Origin of the sequence: Pseudonocardia sp. ICBG1034, from assembly GCF_020131375.1 — a bacterium.
GTDB classification, from domain to species: domain Bacteria; phylum Actinomycetota; class Actinomycetes; order Mycobacteriales; family Pseudonocardiaceae; genus Pseudonocardia; species Pseudonocardia alni.
Window position 1 is genome coordinate 2,154,757 of sequence record NZ_JAHLEK010000015.1, and the last position, 15,810, is coordinate 2,170,566.

At 73.6% G+C, this 15,810-nt stretch carries 13 protein-coding genes; 9 read left to right on the top strand and 4 right to left on the bottom strand.

Features of this window, described 5'->3' with window-relative positions:
• Positions 1–152 precede the first annotated feature (152 nt).
• The 5 genes from KPF22_RS11650 to KPF22_RS11670 all read left to right on the top strand — a co-directional run bounded on the left by KPF22_RS11650 (position 153) and on the right by KPF22_RS11670 (position 6,331).
• Positions 153–3,539 (top strand): DEAD/DEAH box helicase, encoded by a 3,387-nt coding sequence (locus KPF22_RS11650; RefSeq protein WP_224402042.1) that lies wholly within the window; start codon positions 153–155, stop codon positions 3,537–3,539.
• 79 nt (positions 3,540–3,618) lie between these two features.
• Positions 3,619–3,930, top strand: a complete 312-nt coding sequence (locus tag KPF22_RS11655; protein WP_224402043.1) for a nucleotidyltransferase family protein — start codon at positions 3,619–3,621, stop codon at positions 3,928–3,930.
• 24 nt (positions 3,931–3,954) lie between these two features.
• A complete protein-coding gene (locus KPF22_RS11660) occupies positions 3,955–4,311 on the top strand; it encodes a DUF86 domain-containing protein (protein ID WP_224402044.1) in 357 nt (118 codons plus the stop codon).
• 87 nt (positions 4,312–4,398) lie between these two features.
• Positions 4,399–4,899 (top strand): polyadenylate-specific 3'-exoribonuclease AS, encoded by a 501-nt coding sequence (locus KPF22_RS11665; RefSeq protein WP_062396083.1) that lies wholly within the window; start codon positions 4,399–4,401, stop codon positions 4,897–4,899.
• A gap of 28 nt (positions 4,900–4,927) precedes the next feature.
• On the top strand, positions 4,928–6,331 hold the full coding sequence (locus KPF22_RS11670) for a class II 3-deoxy-7-phosphoheptulonate synthase (protein WP_208824702.1): 1,404 nt from the start codon (positions 4,928–4,930) through the stop codon (positions 6,329–6,331).
• 50 nt (positions 6,332–6,381) lie between these two features.
• Here KPF22_RS11670 and KPF22_RS11675 read toward each other — a convergent pair whose 3' ends face one another.
• Positions 6,382–7,398 carry a LacI family DNA-binding transcriptional regulator gene (locus tag KPF22_RS11675; protein WP_224402045.1) on the bottom strand — a complete coding sequence of 339 codons (1,017 nt, stop codon included), beginning with the start codon at positions 7,396–7,398 and terminating at the stop codon, positions 6,382–6,384.
• Positions 7,399–7,517: 119 nt separating this feature from the next.
• On the opposite strand from KPF22_RS11675, the gene KPF22_RS11680 reads away from it, so the two are divergent.
• Genes KPF22_RS11680 through KPF22_RS11690 form a run of 3 tightly spaced genes read left to right on the top strand, consistent with a single transcriptional unit; the run spans position 7,518 to position 10,782 of the window.
• The gene (locus KPF22_RS11680) at positions 7,518–8,501 is read left to right on the top strand and encodes a nucleoside hydrolase (protein WP_224402046.1); all 984 of its coding nucleotides are present in this window, start codon (positions 7,518–7,520) and stop codon (positions 8,499–8,501) included.
• The gene (locus KPF22_RS11685) at positions 8,498–9,922 is read left to right on the top strand and encodes an MFS transporter (RefSeq protein ID WP_224402047.1); all 1,425 of its coding nucleotides are present in this window, start codon (positions 8,498–8,500) and stop codon (positions 9,920–9,922) included. Before KPF22_RS11680 ends, KPF22_RS11685 begins: the two co-directional genes overlap by 4 nt.
• Positions 9,919–10,782 carry a ribokinase gene (locus KPF22_RS11690; RefSeq protein ID WP_224402048.1) on the top strand — a complete coding sequence of 288 codons (864 nt, stop codon included), beginning with the start codon at positions 9,919–9,921 and terminating at the stop codon, positions 10,780–10,782. The genes KPF22_RS11685 and KPF22_RS11690 overlap by 4 nt, the downstream gene beginning before the upstream one ends.
• A gap of 73 nt (positions 10,783–10,855) precedes the next feature.
• Here the strand turns inward: KPF22_RS11690 and pknB are convergent, their stop codons facing one another.
• Entirely contained in the window at positions 10,856–12,724 is a 1,869-nt protein-coding gene (gene pknB / locus KPF22_RS11695) for a Stk1 family PASTA domain-containing Ser/Thr kinase (protein WP_224402049.1), read from the bottom strand.
• 123 nt (positions 12,725–12,847) lie between these two features.
• Between pknB and KPF22_RS11700 the strand changes: the two genes are divergently transcribed.
• Positions 12,848–13,201 carry an Rv2175c family DNA-binding protein gene (locus KPF22_RS11700; protein ID WP_062396076.1) on the top strand — a complete coding sequence of 118 codons (354 nt, stop codon included), beginning with the start codon at positions 12,848–12,850 and terminating at the stop codon, positions 13,199–13,201.
• Positions 13,202–13,220: 19 nt separating this feature from the next.
• Here the strand turns inward: KPF22_RS11700 and KPF22_RS11705 are convergent, their stop codons facing one another.
• Positions 13,221–14,216 (bottom strand): phytoene/squalene synthase family protein, encoded by a 996-nt coding sequence (locus KPF22_RS11705; protein WP_208827079.1) that lies wholly within the window; start codon positions 14,214–14,216, stop codon positions 13,221–13,223.
• Positions 14,197–15,810 carry a polyprenol phosphomannose-dependent alpha 1,6 mannosyltransferase MptB gene (gene mptB / locus KPF22_RS11710; RefSeq protein WP_224402050.1) on the bottom strand — a complete coding sequence of 538 codons (1,614 nt, stop codon included), beginning with the start codon at positions 15,808–15,810 and terminating at the stop codon, positions 14,197–14,199. The genes KPF22_RS11705 and mptB overlap by 20 nt, the downstream gene beginning before the upstream one ends.

Here is a 15,810-nt window from a genome sequence, read left to right on the forward strand (position 1 = left end):
ACCGAGCCGGCTGGAGCCGGACGGCGACCCGCTCACCTGTCCGGTCAGTGGAGCTTCCGGCTTGCGAGAAGGGCGTCGAGCATGCTCGTTTCGATCCGGTAGGTGGACGACCTCCTCTACGATCGAAGGTGGTCGAGCCGTGGGGGAGCTGAGTGGCGGACGAGCAGGCAGCGGACGTCGTGGAGTTCTGGCGTTCGGTGGAGTTGTTCACTTTCCAGCGTGTCCCGCGTGCGGCCCGGGTCGGCCCGGGGCAACCGCCGACCGCCTTCGACATCGCGGGGCCTGGCCCCTTGCCGTGGCAGGAGGGCCACGAGGCTGCTCGGCGTGACGCCGGCCCGGACAGGGAGTGGCGTTACGTCGTCCATGCCGGTCTGTTCGATGCAGTCCGCGTCCAGCGTGAGATCGTCCGGGTGTTCGGAGAAGACCGGGCGGGGCCCGAACGACGCTCCGGGCAGGGCGCGCTGTTCGCCTTCGCGATCGGGGCGGACGGCTACCTCGTCGAGAACTCCGCTGCGCTGTCGTCGTGCGCGTGGGCCGTCGGGCGGCTCCGGGCACCAGGACCGCGCGCGAGGAACTGGCTCGACGGGTTCGAGCAGGAGGGCGAGGCGTTCGCAGCGGCGTTGAACAGGCTGTCTGCTCCGTCGCCCGCCGCCTCCGATGCCCCGAGTTCGCCCGACCCGCATGGTTCAGAGGAGGCCTCGGGTGCCCGTCGGGTCGCCCGCGCGGTCGGACGACACGTCAGCGGTGCCGCGACTGACGCGCTCAACGAAGGGGCGAGGACGCTCGGCGGTCTCGTCACCGGTGCCGCCTCGGTGGCGATCACCGGGGTGGCCGGACCGCTGGTCGGCGGCTACGCGGGCTCCGCCGCCGGCACGTTCGCCGAGAAGCTGCTGACGATCACGCGACCCGACGGGAATGGAACGCACGCCGGGCCGACACCTCAGGAAAGCAGGCCACCCCGTCCCCCGGCCACGACGATGACCGCCGGTTATCTGGCGACATTCGTGGCGGAGTTGGCGCGACTCCTGCATATCGACCGCAGCCTGGAGCCCACCGGTATCCGCGTCGTGCTCCAGTCGGTTCCGACATCGCGACGGTACGACGACGACACGTCACCGATGCTGAACAGTTTCATCGGAGCCGACCTGTCCCGGATCGCTGCCGCGCTGCGCAGCGGTGACGCCGGAGATGCGCTCCGGCGCTACCTCACCCCGGACCGCGGCATCGATTTGGGTCGGCGAATCGACACGTTCGTGGACGGTGCCTCCGTCCTGGCACACGTCGAGCCGTCGATGCGTCCGCCGGGTCGCTGGCCGGTCGGCCGACAGAACCCGCTGGCGATCGGTCAACAGCTGGCGGTCAACCGGATCGTGGGTGAGCTGGCAGACGGCACGGGAGTGACGACCGTCAACGGACCTCCCGGGACGGGCAAGACCACGTTGCTCCGTGACGTCGTCGCCGCAGTGGTGGTTCGTCGTGCCGAGACCCTCTCCGCCCTCCCGTCGCTGGACGCGGCCTTCGTCGGGGAGGTCTCCTATGTCGACAACGGAGTACGCCGCCGCGTACCGACTCTGCGTCCGGACCTGACCGGGTGGGAGGTCGTGTTGGCCACGAACTCCAATGCCGCGGCCGAGAACGTCACCCACGAGCTGCCGAGCGCGCCGGAGGACGAGATCGACCGGCTCCGGACCGTCGGGCACTTCCCGGACCTCGCGTCCCGGTTCCTGGACAAGCCGGCCTGGGCACTCGTGGCCGCGGCCCTGGGAAATCGGAAGAATCGACGTCGCTTCGCTGACATCGTCTGGTGGCCCGGGGACACCGAACAGGTACCGGGTATCCGGGTTCGACTCCGCGCGGCAGCCGACGATCCGACGTCCTGCGAGGGCGAATGGGCGGCGGCTGTCGAGGCATACCAGCAGGTTCGCGACCGCGTCGAACGGCTGACGTCACACCGCCAGACTGCTGCCGACGCGCTGCGACGACACACCGGCCACCCGGAGAGACGGAGGGCCCTGGCCGCCGACGCGCTGCAGGCGGAAGCGATCTCGGTCGCCGCGGACCGACGGCAGGAGCAGAGCGTTCGGGAACAGAACGCCTGTGAGCTCCGTAATGCTCAGGTGGACAGTGAGATCGCGTCGCACCTGCTGGAGGAGCCCGGGTGGTGGGCACGGTCATGGACTCTCGGGGCGGCTCACCGATCCTGGCGGCGCAGACATGCCGAGCTCCTCCGACGACGCGTCGAGACCCTGACGTCGGTGAACGCCGCTGCGCTGCAGCTCGAGCACGTGAGGAGAGAGGCCGACCTCGCCCGCGCCGAGCTGGTCGCCGTACAGCAGGCATTGCAGGCAGCGGACCAGGTTGCGGACCAGGATGCCGTGATCGTTGCCGAGGCCCGCTCGCGCTGGCCGCAGCACGTTCCCGCCGGAGACCCGGATGACCCGGGGTTCCAGCGTCACGCCCCCTGGGCGGACGCGGAGATCGAAGCTGCGCGTGCCGACCTGTTCGAGTCGGCCCTACGGCTGCACCGTGCGTTCATCCTCGCCACTGCACGCCGCATCCGCCCTGCCCTGATCGCTGCCAACAAGATCATTGGTGGCGACCTCTCCCCGGATCGTCCGGTCGCTCGCGCCGCATGGCAGGCGTTCTTCGTGATGGTTCCGGTGGTGTCGACGACCTTCGCCTCGTTACCCCGCTTGTTCGAGCACCTCGGGCGGGAGGACCTCGGGTGGCTGCTGGTCGACGAGGCGGGTCAGGCCACGGCGCAATCGGTGGTCGGCGGGCTGTGGCGGGCGCAGCGGGCTGTGCTGGTCGGCGATCCGATGCAGCTCGAACCGATCGTCCCGCTCCCCGTGCCCGCTCAGACCGCGCTCGCGAACCGCCATGGGGTCGACCACCAGTGGCTGCCGGAGCGGCGTTCGGCCCAGCTCGCGGCCGATCGGCTCAACCGGTTCGGGACCACCGTGGGGTCCCCTGACGGGGAGGAGATCTGGGTGGGTGCACCACTCCGGGTTCACCGGCGGTGTGATCGACCGATGTTCGACATCGCCAACACGGTCGCCTACGCGTCCTCGCCGATGGTCTTCGCGACTCCGGTGCGGGAGCCACGCCCGTGGCGGCCGAGCCAGTGGATCGATGTGCGGGGTCCGGTCACGGACAACGTCGTCCGCCCGGAGATCGAGCGGTTGGCGGCCCTCGTCGCTGAGCTGACGGCCGGTGGATGCACCCGCGAGGAGATACTGGTGATCGCACCGTTCCGCACCGTCGTCGGTGCTGTGAGGAAGCGGCTGTCGGGGCTACTGGAGGACGATCGAATGGGGACCGTTCATACAGTGCAGGGCAAGGAGTCACCGGTCGTGATCCTGGTTCTCGGCGGATCTGCCGGCGCCCGTGCGTGGGTGGCTGAGAAGCCGAACCTGTTGAACGTCGCGGTGTCCCGGGCGCAGGAGAGGTTCTACGTCATCGGTGATCGCGCGGACTGGGGCCGTCGGCGGTTCTTCAGCTCGGCGGCGGAGTGGCTGCCGGTGTCGTCCGACGGATGAGCTCGATGCCCGGGCTCGGTCGGTCCCGATATCGCGCGAGCGCAGTACGATCGCCGCACTGTTTCGTATGGGAGGCGCGATGTCCGCCGGAACCCACCAGGCCGTCACGCTGGCCGACGTGAGTGCACGTCGGGACTACATCGTGGACGTCGGGCGCCGTCATGGTGTTTACAACATCCGTGTCTTCGGTTCCGTCGCGCGTGGCGAATCGACCCCCACCAGTGATCTCGACCTGCTGGTCGACCTGGAACCCGGCCATGGTTATGTCGACATGGTTTCCTTCGCGCTCGCGGTCGAGGACTCACTTGGGGTTCTCACACAGGTCGCCACGGTGAACGGTCTCAAACGCCGTGTCCGTGATCAGGTTCTCGCCGAGGCGGTGGCAGTGTGACTGTCTTCTCGAAGATCGCTTGTGATGGAGGGATCCCTGTTGGTCCGACGTGACCAAGAGCGGATCGCGGACATGTTGGAAGCCGCTGAGAAGATCCGGGTCCGGGTTGCGCGCGGCCGCGCGCGGTTTGATGCCGACGAGGACTTGCAGATCGTCTTGACACATCTGATCCAGGTGCTCGGTGAGGCTGCTGCACGCGTGAGCCCCGAGCTGGCTGCTGCTCATCCGCACCTGCCGTGGCGGGCACTGGCGGGAATGCGCAATCGTGTCGTGCACGAGTACTTCGAGATCGATCTCGAAATCCTCTGGTCTGCTGCGTCTCAGGAAGTCCCGGCCCTGGCGGTCCAGCTGCGTGCGGTTCACACAACGGAGGACGCCTGACCCGGAGCGGTCCCGATCACGGCAACAGAGGCACGTACGCTCGTCGGGCGGCACAGCTCAACGACCGAACCCGAGCCCAGGACGGCAATGCGCTTCTTCTACGACACCGAGTTCATCGAGGACGGCACGACGATCGACCTGGTGTCGATCGGGATCGTCGGCGAGGACGGCCGCGAGTTCTACGCCGTGTCCACCGAGTTCGACCCGGACCGGGCCGGCAAGTGGGTGCGGGCCAACGTGCTGCCCAAGCTGCCCTCGCCCAGCGACCGGGCCTGGATGTCGCGGGCCCGGATGCGCGAGGAGATCCTCGACTTCTGCACCGGCGCCCCCGGCGACGTCGAGCTGTGGGCCTGGATCGCCGCCTACGACCACGTGGCGCTGTGCCAGCTGTGGGGTGCGATGCCCGCGCTGCCGCGGCCGATCCCGCGCTTCACCCGCGAGCTGCGCCAGCGGTGGGAGGACGCGGGCCGCCCGGCGCTGCCCCCGCCGCCCGCCGAGGCGCACGACGCGCTCGCCGACGCCCGGCACAACCTGCGGCGCTGGGAAGTGATCGCCGAGACCCTCGCGACGGGGGCCGCGCCCCGGTAGGGATCGGCCCCGGCCTAGGCTGGGCCGCGTGAACTGGTCCGTCGACGCGCCGATCGACGTCCTCCCGGAGCTGCCGCCGCTGCCCGCGGACCTGCGCTCCGCCCTGGACGACGCGCTCTCCCGCCCCGCCGCCCAGCAGCCCGAGTGGCCCGACCCGTCGCAGGTGGGCGACGTGCGGAAGGTCCTCGAGTCCGTCCCGCCGGTGGTGCTGCCGCCGGAGGTCGACCGGCTGCAGTCGCGGCTCGCCGACGTCGCGAACGGTGAGGCGTTCCTGCTGCAGGGCGGCGACTGCGCCGAGACCTTCGTCGACAACACCGAGCCGCACATCCGGGCGACGATCCGCACGCTGCTGCAGATGGCCGTCGTCCTGACCTACGGCGCCTCGATGCCGGTGGTCAAGGTCGGCCGCATCGCCGGTCAGTACGCCAAGCCGCGCAGCTCGCCGATCGACGCGAGCGGGTTGCCGTCCTACCGCGGGGACATCGTCAACGGGCTCGCCCCGGACGCGCAGGGCCGCATCCCGGACCCGTCGCGGATGGTGCGCGCCTACGCGAACGCCTCGGCGGCGATGAACCTGGTCCGCGGCCTGACCGCGACCGGGCTGGCCGACCTGTCCAAGGTGCACGACTGGAACAAGGACTTCGTCCGCACCTCCGCCGCGGGCGTGCGCTACGAGGCCGTCGCCGCCGAGATCGACCGCGCGGTCCGCTTCATGGACGCCTGCGGGGTGCGCGACCACAACCTGCACCAGGTCGAGTTCTACGCCAGCCACGAGGCGCTGCTGCTCGACTACGAGCGCGCCATGCTGCGCCTGGACCTGGAGCGCGACCCCACAGGCGGGGAGTCGCCGAAGCTCTACGACCTGTCCACGCACTTCCTCTGGATCGGGGAGCGGACCCGTCAGCTCGACGGCGCGCACGTCGCCTTCGCGGAGCTGCTGGCCAACCCGATCGGCATGAAGATCGGCCCGACGACGACGCCCGACCAGGCCGTCGAGTACGTCGAGCGGCTCGACCCGCACAACCGCCCGGGCCGGCTGTCGCTGATCTCCCGGATGGGCAACGACAAGGTCCGCGACGTGCTCCCGGCGATCGTCGAGAAGGTGACCGCCTCCGGGCACAAGGTCATCTGGCAGTGCGACCCGATGCACGGCAACACCCACGAGGCCTCGACCGGCTACAAGACCCGGCACTTCGACCGGATCGTCGACGAGGTGCAGGGCTTCTTCGAGGTGCACCGCTCGCTCGGCACGCACCCCGGCGGCATCCACGTCGAGGTCACCGGCGAGGACGTCACCGAGTGCCTCGGCGGTGCGCAGCGGATCTCCGACACCGACCTCGCCGGCCGGTACGAGACCGCCTGCGACCCGCGGCTGAACACCCAGCAGAGCCTGGAGCTGGCGTTCCTCGTCGCGGAGATGCTGCGCGGCTGACCCGTCCGTCCCCGGGGCGGCTCCACCCGGAGCCGCCCCGGTGGTGTGTCTCAGGCCCCGGTGCTGGCCCGGGCCGCGAGCCGCGAGGGCAGCAGGGGAGCGGCGGCGCCGTCGCCGTCCCCGGCGAGCACGGCGGCCAGCCGCTGGGCCGCGGCCCGGCCGAGCTCCTCCGCCGGCAGCGCCACACTCGTCAGCGACGGCGCCGTCACCTGGGAGTACGGCAGGTCGTCGAACCCCGCGACGGCGATGTCCCCCGGCACGGCCAGCCCGAGCCGGTGCGCGGCGGCCAGCACGCCGTAGGCCATCGTGTCCGCCGCCGCGACGACCGCGGTGGCCCCGGCCGCCCGCCAGCGCGGCAGCGCCTCGGTGCTGACGTCGGCGGCGGCGTCGAGGGTCAGCCCGGCCCGGGTGCCGTCGTCGAGGACCCGCAGGCCGTGCTCGGCGGCGACCCGGGCGAGCAGCTCACGGCGCACGGTGAAGGTGGCCGAGGGCGTCGAGCCCTCGAGGTAGGCGAGCACCGTGTGCCCGGCCTCGGCGAGGTGTGCGACCAGCGCGCGCACGCCCGGTTCCAGGTCGAAGGTCACCGTGGCCGCGCGGCCCTCGAAGCCGGGAGCGTCCATCAGCACCAGTGGCGGACCGCCCGCTTCGAGGTCGTCGAGGAACGTGGGCGACGGTGCGTGCACCAGCAGCCCGGCCGGGCGGAACGCCGCGACCCGGCGGACGTCGTCGGCGCCGGGCTGTTCGCCGCCCTCGATCACCGACAGCATCAGCTGGTGCCTGCTGCCCAGCGCCTGCCGGATCCCGGTGGTGACCCGCCCGAAGTAGGGGTTGGGGAGGTCGGGGGCGAGCAGCACGACGAGGTCGGTGGTCCCGCGGGCGAGCGAGCTCGCCGCGTGGTCGACCACGTAGCCCAGCTCGTCGACCGCGGCGCGGACCCGCTCGGTGATCACCGCGGACACCCGTCCGCGCGACTTGCCGTTCACCACCAGCGACACGGTGGACACGCTCGTCCCCGCCCGCCGGGCCACCATCGCCGCGGTCACCCGCCGGCCCACCGGTCCTGCCATCCGGCGAGCCTACCCGGACGCGCCACACATCAAGCGCTTGACGTCATGCGCTTGACAAGTCACAGTCGACACGTCCGGACCGCCCCGGACGACCACGACGACGAGGTGGGACACCGGAGATGACCGAGAAGATCGTCCTGGACTGCGATCCGGGCCACGACGACGCGATCGCGCTGCTGCTCGCCCACGGCGACCCGCGGATCGAGCTGCTCGCCGTCACCACGGTCGTCGGGAACCAGACGCTGGACAAGGTGACCCGCAACGCGCTCTCGGTCGCGACCCTGGCCGGGATCACCGGCGTGCCGTTCGCGGCCGGCGCCGACCGCCCGCTGCTGCGGGAGATCGCCGTCGCCGCCGACATCCACGGCGAGAGCGGCCTGGACGGCCCGGAGCTGCCCGCACCGGCGTTCGCCGCGGTGGACACCCACGCCGTGGACCTCATCGTGGAGACCGTGCTGGCCCACGAGCCGGGCACCGTCACCCTCGTCCCCACCGGCGGGCTGACCAACATCGCGCTCGCCGCCCGGCGTGCCCCCGAGATCGTCGACCGGGTCAAGCGGGTGGTGCTGATGGGCGGCGGCGTCGCCGTCGGCAACCGGACCCCGGTGGCCGAGTTCAACATCGCCATCGACCCCGAGGCCGCCGCGATCGTGTTCGAGGCGGGCTGGGAGGTGGTCATGGTCGGGCTCGACCTGACCCACCAGGCGCTGGCCGGTCCCGAGGTGCGCCGCGCGATCCGCGCCGTCGGGACCGGCCCGGCGCGCTTCGTCGACGAGCTGCTGGACTTCTTCGCCGCCACCTACCGCGACGTCCAGGGCTTCGAGGCCCCGCCGGTGCACGACCCGTGCGCCGTCGCCCACGTCATCGACCCGACGATCGTGCGGGCGTTCCCGATGCCGATCGTCGTCGAGACCGCGGGCCGGCACACCACCGGGATGACGGTCGCCGACCGGCGCGGCCCGGCCCCGCAGGGATGCCGGACGCACGCCGCGCTCGAGCTCGACCACGCCCGCTTCTGGGGGCTCGTCGTGGACGCCCTGCGCGCCATCGGCGACCCCGCCCTCCCGGCCACCACCGTCGCTGCAACGGAGCGGATCGCATGACCACCCCCGACCGCCGCCCGGTCGTCACGCTCGTCGTGGCGGTGCTGGCCGCCTGCGTGGCGTTCCAGCTCAACGCCTCGATGCTCAGCCCCGCACTGGTCACCATGGCCCGCGAGCTGGGCACCGACGACGCCACCGTCGGCCTGTCCCAGACCATGTTCTTCACCCTCGCGGCGATGTTCTCGCTGTTCCTGCCGCGGCTGTCCGACATCGCGGGGCGCCGACGGGTGCTGCTGGTGATGCTCGCGGTCATGCTGGTCGGCAGCGTCGTCGCCGCCCTCGCCGTCAGCGTGCCGATGCTGTTCGCCGGCCGGGCCCTGCAGGGCATCACCGGGCCGGTCGTCCCGATCTGCCTGCTCATGCTGCGCAGCGAGATCGCCGACCCGCGCCGCTACGGGATCGTGCTCGGCCTGATCACCGCCGTGAACGGCGGCGTGGCCGGTCTCGACGCGCTGCTCGGCGGCTGGCTGGCCACCCACCACGGCTTCCGCTCGATCTTCTGGGTCATCGCCGCGGTCACCGTCGTCGCGCTGGTGCTCGTCGCCGTGTGGGGCGTGGAGTCCCGCCCCTCGCAGGGCACCCGGATGGACTGGCGCGGGGTCGTCCCGCTGGTCGTCGCGGTCGGCGCGCTGCTGCTGGCCTTCGACGAGGCCGCCGCGCTGTCCGACGCGCACCGGGGTCTGGTCACCGGGTACGCGCTGCTCGCCGTCGTCGCCGCGGTGGTGTTCTGGCGGCTGCAGGGCCGCACCGCGCAGCCGCTCGTCGCGCCCGAGGACCTGCGCCGGCGCGCCACCTGGGCCACCCTCGGCACCACGCTGCTGACCATGACCGGCGTGTTCGCCGTGGTCAACGGCCTGGTCGCGTCGATCGCGCAGAACCCGGCGGCCGGGTTCGGGCTCGGAGCGGACCTCACCGCGCTCGCCCTGCTCGCCCCCTACGCGCTGATCGGCTGGCTGGTCGGGCCGTTCGCCGGTCGCCTGGCCCCGGTGCTCGGCTACCGCACCGTCCTGCGGGTCGGGCTGGCCGGCAGCGTCGTCGCCACCGTGCTGCTGGCGGTCGTGGGCGTGCACTCGTTCGCGGTGCTGGTCGTCGCGACGCTGCTGCTCGGCGTCACCTACGCCGGCATCGCCAACATCATGCTGAACGGCCTGGGCGTGCTGCTCTCGCCCGCCGACCGGCCCGGCATGCTGCCCGGGCTCAACGCCGGCGCGTTCAATCTCGGCGCCGGGATCAGCTTCGTGGTGCTGCCCGCGGTGCAGGTCGCCGTCGGCGGGGCCGGGCAGACCGGGGTCGGCGGCTACACCGCGGGCATGCTGGTCGGGGCCGCGTGCACCGCGGGCGCGTTCGCGCTGTCGCTGCTCATCCCGCGCCCGGCGGCCGCCGAGACCGGCGCCGCGCACGACGTGGTGGACGCCCGATGAGCCGGGTGCTGGTCGTCGGCTCGCTCAACGCCGACCTGGTGGTGCGCACCGAGCGCTTCCCGGGGCCGGGGGAGACCGTGGCCGGGTTGGACCTGACCGTGGGCCCCGGCGGCAAGGGTGCCAACCAGGCCGTCGCCGCCGCCCGGCTCGGGGCCGCCGCGGGGGTCGGCGTGGGGATGGTCGGCGCGATCGGCGACGACGACCACGGCCGGACCGTCCGCGACGCCGTCGCCGCCGCCGGTGCCGACGTCGACGGGGTCACGGTGCGGACCGGCACGGCCACCGGCACCGCGGTCATCACCGTCGACGCCGCGGGCGACAACACGATCGTCGTCTCGCCCGGCGCCAACGCCACCCTGGAGCCGGGGGACCTGCCCTCCTTCGACGACGTCGCGGTGCTGACCCTGTGCCTGGAGATCGGTGTCCCGACGGTGCTGGCCGCAGCCGGGGCCGCCCGGGCGGCCGGGACCACGGTGCTGCTGAACCTCTCGCCCTACGCCCCGGTTCCCGCCGAGCTGCTCGCCGCCACCGACGTGCTCGTGGTCAACGAGCACGAGGCCGCGCTGCTGGGGGAGCACCCGGTGCCCCGGTCGGTCGTGACACGCGGGGCCGCGGGCTGCGAGGTGCACGACGCGGGAGCGGCTACGGTGTCCACAGTGGATGCGATGCGGGCGGACGTGGTGGACACCACCGGGTCCGGCGACGCCTTCCTGGCGGCCGTCGCCGTGCGGCTCGCCGCGGGGGACGACCTGCCGGACGCCGCGCGCTACGCCGTGCGCGCCGGTGCCCTCGCGGTCACCGTCGACGGGGCGCAGCTGCCCGCGATCGGCGACGCCGAGCGCACCCGCTTCGGGCTGTAGGGCCCCTCGAACGCCGGTGTCCCGGCCGGGCCGCCACCCGGCCGGGGCGCCGGCTCCCACCCGCGACGCGGACTCAGAGCACGGTCAGGGTGATCGTGTCGCCGGGCTCGGCGTCGCCGCCCGCCCCCGGGTCCTGACCGACGACGCGGCCGTCACGGCGGCCGAAGGGGAAGCTGCGCTCGATGTCGACCTCGAAGCCGTCCTGACGCAGCAGCGCCTCCGCCTCGTCTGCCCGCATGCCGATCACGAACGGCACGGAGGTGGTGGGCGCCGCGGGCTCGGCGGTCGGCGCCGGGGGCGGCGGTGCCGGCTCGGCGCCCCGGCTGGTCACCAGGGTGACCGCGGCACCACCGGCGAGCCGGGTCCCGGCGGGCGGGTCGGTGCGGATCACCGCACCGGCGGGGACCTCGCTGCTGAACTCCTCGGCGCTCGTCGAGCGCACCGGGGTCAGCCCGGCGCGGCGCACGGCGTCCTCCGCGGTGTCCACGGCGCTGCCCGCGGGCACGTCGGGCACCGCGGGACGACCGGTCGACACCACCAGGGTGACCGTGGTCCCGCGCAGCACCCGGGTCTCCGGGGCCGGGTCCACCTGCGCGACGAGGTCGGGCGCCACGTCGTCGTCGGCCCGTTCGGTGACCGTGGGTGTCAGGTCGGACTCGGCGACGAGCGCGGTCGCCCGCTCGCGGTCCAGACCGGTGACCGCGGGCATCGTGGTCCAGCGGCCCGACCCGAGCCACCAGGCTCCCGTCCCGGCCAGCGCGGCCAGCAGCAGGAGCAGCACCATCCACAGCGCGAACACCCGGCGGCCGCGACGGCGGCGCCCGGCCAGCTCCTCGCGGGTCATCGGCTCCGGCTGCCCGGCGGGGGTGACGGCGGTGCCGTGCGCGCCGCGGGCCCGGGTCTGCACCCGGGTGCCGCCGGGGCCCGGCGCGGCGGCGTCGAGCGGCCGGTGGCGCAGGGGGCCTGCGGGGAGGGTGGGGCCGTCGTCGGGCGGGGGCGGGCCGGGCGGGCGCGGCGTCGCGGTCCGGGGCAGGCCCAGCCGGTCGGCCATGTCCAGCAGCTCGCGGCGGAAGTGCTCCGCGTCGACCGGGCGCTGCTCGGGGTCCCGCGAGGTGGCCCGGGCGACGAGCGCGTCCACGGCCGGCGGCAGCCCCGGGACCAGCGCCGACGGCGGCGGCACGTCCTCGTTCACGTGGCGGTAGGCCACCGACAGCGGGTTGTCGGCGGTGTAGGGCGGCTGCCCGGTCAGCATCTCGTAGAGCACGACCCCGGCGGCGTAGACGTCGCTGCGGCCGTCGGCGCGACCGGACACGACCTGCTCGGGGGAGAGGTAGGCCATCGTCCCGAGGATCATCCCGGCGTGGCTGACCCCCGCCTCGGCGGCCGCGGTGAGCAGGCCGAAGTCGGCCACCTTCACCTCGCCGCCGGAGGAGATCAGCACGTTCTCCGGCTTCACGTCGCGGTGCACCATGCCGAGCCGGTGCGCGCGGGCCAGCCCGGCGAGGACCGGTTCGAGCACCCGGACCGCGGCCGGGAGCCCCAGCGCACCGCGGGCGCGCAGCACGTCGCGCAAGGTGCCGCCGTCGACCAGCTCCATGACGACGAACAGGCTGGCCTCGCCCAGTGGCCCCGCGGGGACGGTGCCCCGGTCGTAGACGGCGACGACGCACGGGTGGTCGATCCGGGCCGCCAGCCGCGCCTCCCGGTCGAACCGGGTGCGGAAGGCGTGGTCCCCGGCCATCCGCGGGTCCATCACCTTGATCGCGACGGCGCGTTCGAGACGGGTGTCGGTGCCGTGGTGCACCGTCGACATGCCGCCCCGGGCCAGTACCGGGCCGACCCGGTAGCGACCGTCGAGCAGCACCTCGCCGGGGCCGTCGGCGGCGAGCCGCCCGGCCCCACCCGGGGCGCCGGGATCGACCGGACCGGACGGTGAGCTCATCGCGGGTCAGGTTACCGGTGGGGATCGGGTCGGCCGTGCAGGTGGTCGGCGTAGGACCCCACCGGGTCGGCCGGTCCGGTGGGAGTCGGCGCCGCCCGGGGCGGTGTGGGACAGTGTCCGGCTGTGAACGAGTCCCTCCCCGCCGCTGTCACCGAGGAGACGCTGAGCGTCGCCGAGGTGGCCGACCGCCTGTCGATCCCCGTCTCCCGGGTGCACCAGCTCGTCCGCGACGGGCAGCTCCTGTCGTTCAAGAACGGGCACGACGTCGTCGTCCCGACCGCGCTGCTCGACGACGACGGCGTCGTGCGCGGGTTGCCGGGCACGATCGTCGTCCTCCGCGACGGCGGCTACGACGACGACGCCATCCTGAGCTGGCTGTTCACCGAGGAGGAGTCGCTCTCCGGTGCCCCGATCACCGCGCTGCGCGCGGGCCGGCACAAGGAGATCAAGCGCCGCGCCCAGGCCATGGCCTTCTGAGGGTTCTCCCCGGCCCGGCTCACCCGCGGGACGGACGCCCGGCGCGTTCGCGCGCCAGCTGGGTCCCGCGGGCGGCCAGCGCCCGGCCGAGCCGGGGCAGCGCGACGGCGGCCCGGCGCCGGTTCGGCACCGCGACCCGGTGGGTCAGCACGTCGTAGCCGGCGTCGGCGATCTCGTCGAGGATCTCCGCGTACAGCACCCGGGCGGCGCCGACGCAGGCCCGCGACACCGGCTCCAGCATCGGGATCCCCGGGTCGGCCCGCCGGTAGGTGGCCCGGGTCCGGGCGACCAGGTGGGCCAGGGCGCGGCGGATCCGCGGGTCCGGGCGCCCGGTGCGCCGGCTCCAGGCCAGCAGCTCCCGGTCGACGCCGAACGCGGCGAGCTCGTCGGCGGGCAGGTACACCCGGCCGCGGTCGAGGTCCTCGCCGACGTCGCGCAGGAAGTTCGTGATCTGGAACGCCACGCCCAGCAGCGCGGCGTGCGGCTCGGCCTCCGCCCGCGGCACGACCGTCCCGAGCACCGGCAGCGTCTGCAGCCCGATCACGGCGGCCGAGCCGTGCACGTAGACGGCCAGCTCGTCGTCGGTGGCGTAGTCGGAGACGGTGAGGTCCATCCGCATCGAGACCATGAAGTCCCGGAACAGCGACGCGTCGAGGTCGTGGCGGCGCGCGGTCTCGGCGACGGCGAGCACCTCGGGCCTGCAGCCGGGCAGCGGGGCGCCCGCCAGTGCGGCCGCCAGCTCCGCGTCGAGCGCGTCGAGCCGGGTGTGCGGGTCCCCGCCGCCCGCGCCGTCGGGGTCGTCGACGATCTCGTCGGCGAAGCGGGCGAAGCCGTAGAGGGCGTGGATGTCGACCCGTCGTGCCGGGGGCAGCAGCCGGGTCGCCAGGAAGTAGGTGCGCCCGTGCTCGGCGTGCAGCGCGCGGCAGGCCGCGTAGGCGGCCCGCAGCTGAGGGTCGGTCAGGCCGGCGGCGTCGAGCTCGACGCGCCCGGCCCGCTCAGCCGCGGACGCCCGCATCGGCGGTGGGCGCGGTCGACGGTGCCTCCGGGGCGCCCCGGCGCAACCCCAGCGGGTCCGGGCGGAGCAGCGACACCGCGGCCAGGACACCGGCCACGGCACACGCCAGCAGGTAGTGCGGCACGTAGAGGGCGGTCTCGCCGTCGGGGAAGTACACGATCATCAGCCAGACCGAGCCGACGACCACCCACTGCAGTCCGCGCGCGCTCCACGGGGACATCGCGAGCAGGCAGAACCCCCAGCTCAGGTACCACGGCAGCGTGGTGGGGGAGAGCACGGCGGCCAGCGCGAGGGCGATCGCGGCGTTGCGCACCGCGGCCCGCGGGTCGTCGCGGCCGCGCCACCACAGCAGGGCGATCAGCAGGCCCATCACCAGCGCGCCGAGGAAGCGGAACGTGTCGACGAACGCCTGGGTGTTCACCTCACCGGCGAACATCCCGGCCACGCTCGCGGTCGCCTGACCGAACGCGGTCGGCACCGACAGCCAGTTCACGATCATCGACGGGGCGCTGAGCGCGGGCAGCCAGCCCAGCCCGAGACCGGTGAGCCAGGTGGCGCCGCCGAACACGACGCCGAACACGGCCACCGACGGCACCCCGGCCCGGACCAGCCGCGACCAGAACCCGCCGGACAGCTTCGCGGCCCACACCAGCACCAGGAACGGCAGCACGATCCCGGCCGAGGCCTTCACCGCCATCGCCAGCGACGCGACGACGATCGCCCACACGAACCGCTGCCGCAGCGCCAGCAGCGCCGCCAGCGGCAGCAGGCCGACGACCAGCAGGTCGTTGTGCACCCCGCCGACCATGTGCACGACCATCACCGGGTTCGCCACGGCCAGCCACAGCGCGACCGCGGGGCGCCCGCCGAGGCGCCGGGTCAGCGCGGGCAGCACCGCCACGAGCAGCAGCAGCCCGGTGACCAGGGTCAGCCGCATCAGCACGACGCCGAGCAGCACGTTCTGGCCGGCCAGCAGGACCACGCCCTGCGCGAGCAGGATGAACAGCGGCCCGTAGGGGGCGGGGGTGTCCTGCCAGAAGAAGTGGACGTTGTCGGTGAAGATCCCGCCCATGGTGTCCGGCCCGACGACGTACGGGTCGTACCCGGCCAGCGGCAGCGCGCCCTGGGCGAGGTAGCTGTAGGGGTCGCGGGTGAACAGCGGCGCCGTGACGAGCATCGGCAGCATCCACACCGCCGCCGTCGTCAGCACCGCGCGGCCACCGGCGCGACGGGCGAGCACGGCGCGGCCCAGCCGCACCCACGCCCACACCATCAGCACCAGGCCGACGTAGATCACGATCGTCGCGAGCATCGCGCCGTGGCCGTAGCGCCAGAACGACAGCGCCGAGTTGCCGATCACCGGGTCCCGCATCGGGATCCCGCCGCCGCCGAACGAGCCGAGGAACATCAGCACGGTCCCGGCCAGCCCCAGCAGCAGGACGCCCCGCGGCGGCGAGCCGAGCCGCTCGACCAGGCCGGGGCCCGCGGGGTGCGGTGCGGGTGGCGGGGGCACGACCGCGCCCGCGCCGGGGTCCGGCGCCACCGGTTCGGGTGCCGCCGGGCGGGGGAGCGGGGGCGAGGGCTGAGCCGTCAT

Coding starts and splice junctions, on each gene's coding strand:
- KPF22_RS11655 (WP_224402043.1), top strand. CDS start 3,619: ATGTCCGCCGGAACCCACCAGGCCGTCACGCTGGCCGACGTGAGTGCA.
- KPF22_RS11660 (WP_224402044.1), top strand. CDS start 3,955: ATGGAGGGATCCCTGTTGGTCCGACGTGACCAAGAGCGGATCGCGGAC.
- KPF22_RS11665 (WP_062396083.1), top strand. CDS start 4,399: ATGCGCTTCTTCTACGACACCGAGTTCATCGAGGACGGCACGACGATC.
- KPF22_RS11675 (WP_224402045.1), bottom strand. CDS start 7,398: ATGGCAGGACCGGTGGGCCGGCGGGTGACCGCGGCGATGGTGGCCCGG.
- KPF22_RS11680 (WP_224402046.1), top strand. CDS start 7,518: ATGACCGAGAAGATCGTCCTGGACTGCGATCCGGGCCACGACGACGCG.
- KPF22_RS11685 (WP_224402047.1), top strand. CDS start 8,498: ATGACCACCCCCGACCGCCGCCCGGTCGTCACGCTCGTCGTGGCGGTG.
- KPF22_RS11690 (WP_224402048.1), top strand. CDS start 9,919: ATGAGCCGGGTGCTGGTCGTCGGCTCGCTCAACGCCGACCTGGTGGTG.
- pknB (WP_224402049.1), bottom strand. CDS start 12,724: ATGAGCTCACCGTCCGGTCCGGTCGATCCCGGCGCCCCGGGTGGGGCC.
- KPF22_RS11705 (WP_208827079.1), bottom strand. CDS start 14,216: ATGCGGGCGTCCGCGGCTGAGCGGGCCGGGCGCGTCGAGCTCGACGCC.
- mptB (WP_224402050.1), bottom strand. CDS start 15,810: ATGACGGCTCAGCCCTCGCCCCCGCTCCCCCGCCCGGCGGCACCCGAA.